The 1,535-nt window shown below is 54.1% G+C and carries 3 protein-coding genes; 2 read left to right on the forward strand and 1 reads right to left on the reverse strand.

Annotated features, from left to right (window positions below):
• Positions 1-244: hypothetical protein (locus Q0176_RS10205; protein ID WP_299302466.1), on the forward strand; the 244-nt coding region annotated here is incomplete at its 5' end.
• A gap of 72 nt (positions 245-316) precedes the next feature.
• Here Q0176_RS10205 and Q0176_RS10210 read toward each other — a convergent pair.
• Entirely contained in the window at positions 317-1,171 is an 855-nt protein-coding gene (locus Q0176_RS10210) for an arginase family protein (RefSeq protein WP_299302469.1), read from the reverse strand.
• Positions 1,172-1,258: 87 nt separating this feature from the next.
• Here Q0176_RS10210 and Q0176_RS10215 point away from each other — a divergent pair.
• Positions 1,259-1,535, forward strand: a 277-nt coding sequence (locus Q0176_RS10215) for an ArsC/Spx/MgsR family protein (RefSeq protein WP_299302472.1), incomplete at its 3' end; no start/stop codon positions are given.

The following is a 1,535-nucleotide window of genomic DNA, read 5'->3' on the forward strand; positions in this document are numbered from 1 at the left end:
TAAATCCAAGATGATAGAAAATCAGCATCCGCAGCTTGTTCCCTATGGTTTCCCCGGCCGCGAGGTCGCTTTTCTCTTTACGATTTATGGCATTATGGGAATGATCGGCCCTGTCATCGCAGGTTTCCTGTCTGGTTGTGTGGTGCGGCACTTGCGGCGGCGGCGGCCATACTCTGCTACACCGTCAAGGAACGCAGCAAGGCAATATAAAGGAGTAGGTTACAGAATGCCCCTTGGGGGGTGAGGCGATGGCCTTTCGGACTCGTTCCCACGGAGTGAAGTCTTGAAGCGCCTGGGAGAATCGCCCAGCGTGTCCTTATCCTTCCGTGAGAATGCCGATTTTTGAGAACATCCTGCTCAGTTTGTGCTCATCGAACGGCAGGTACTCCGCCACGGTAAAGCCAACCACGTCGGTGTTCGCCTGAATGCACTGCAGCACGTCGGACAGCTTCTCCATCGTCATTTTGCCGCTGCCGCTGCCGTCCCCCACCAGCTCCCTGTTCGCGAAGTAGGTTGAATGGAACAGCCCCGCGTCCAGCACATCGATGTCGAGATGGATCAGGATATGATCGAACCTGGAGGTAAAATCTTTTATTTCATCGTCGGATACAAATTCTTCCGTCTGGATTTTATAACCGACGTTTCTCTCCCTCAAAAATTTTTCCTGATAACCGTGTATTTCCTGGAGGCCGACATAGAGTATCTCGTTGGCCTCAAACTTTTTGTTCCTCATCAAGTCCGTGAGCGAGGTGCCCTCCTCCCCCATCAGAGAGCCCAGCACGTAGGCATGGGCATTCGGATAACCGTCCCTTACCGTCGAGACATCCGGATGGGCATCGATCCATACGATTCCAAGGCTTTCATAAATACCGTGCAGGTAGTCGAACGGCGCCTGGGATACGATGCAGTTTCCGCCGATCGTAACGACTTTATCGGGCCTTACGCGCTCGAGGATATGCATCGCGTCTTCAATGCCGGCCCTCACCTCTTCCTTTGCATAGATGCCGTCGGTTACCTCATACTTCTTACCGGCCGGCGGAGCGATGTTGACCTTATAGAGCGCCTGATTCCCGTTCTGCGGCAGGATATGCTGAAGCAGGAGGGCCCCGAAATAATACGTCTCCAGACCTCCGCTTACAAAATCGGGATAGAGCAATCGTATCGTCCTCACCCGTCCGCCTCCCTTCGATTCCTCTTTGCCTTCCTGACCGTTTTTTTGTATTATACCCTCATTTCAGGGACGAAGGAGGAAGCGATCATGCTGTTTCTGTGGTACCCCAGGTGCGGAACCTGCCGAGAGGCCAGGGATTGGCTGGATGCGAAAAATTTAAGCTATACGTTCCGGGACCTCGTCCAAGATCCCCCGACGGTTCCGGAGCTGAAGGAATGGCAAAAGCGAAGCGCTCTGCCCCTGAAGCGTTTTTTCAACACGAGCGGCATGAACTACCGCGCCCTGGGGCTCAAGGACAAGCTGCCGGGGATGGACGAGGAGGAGGCCCTGAAACTGCTGGCATCCGATGGGATGCTCGTGAAAC

Origin of the sequence: uncultured Fretibacterium sp. (genome assembly GCF_938040765.1) — a bacterium.
Lineage (GTDB): Bacteria > Synergistota > Synergistia > Synergistales > Aminobacteriaceae > CAJPSE01.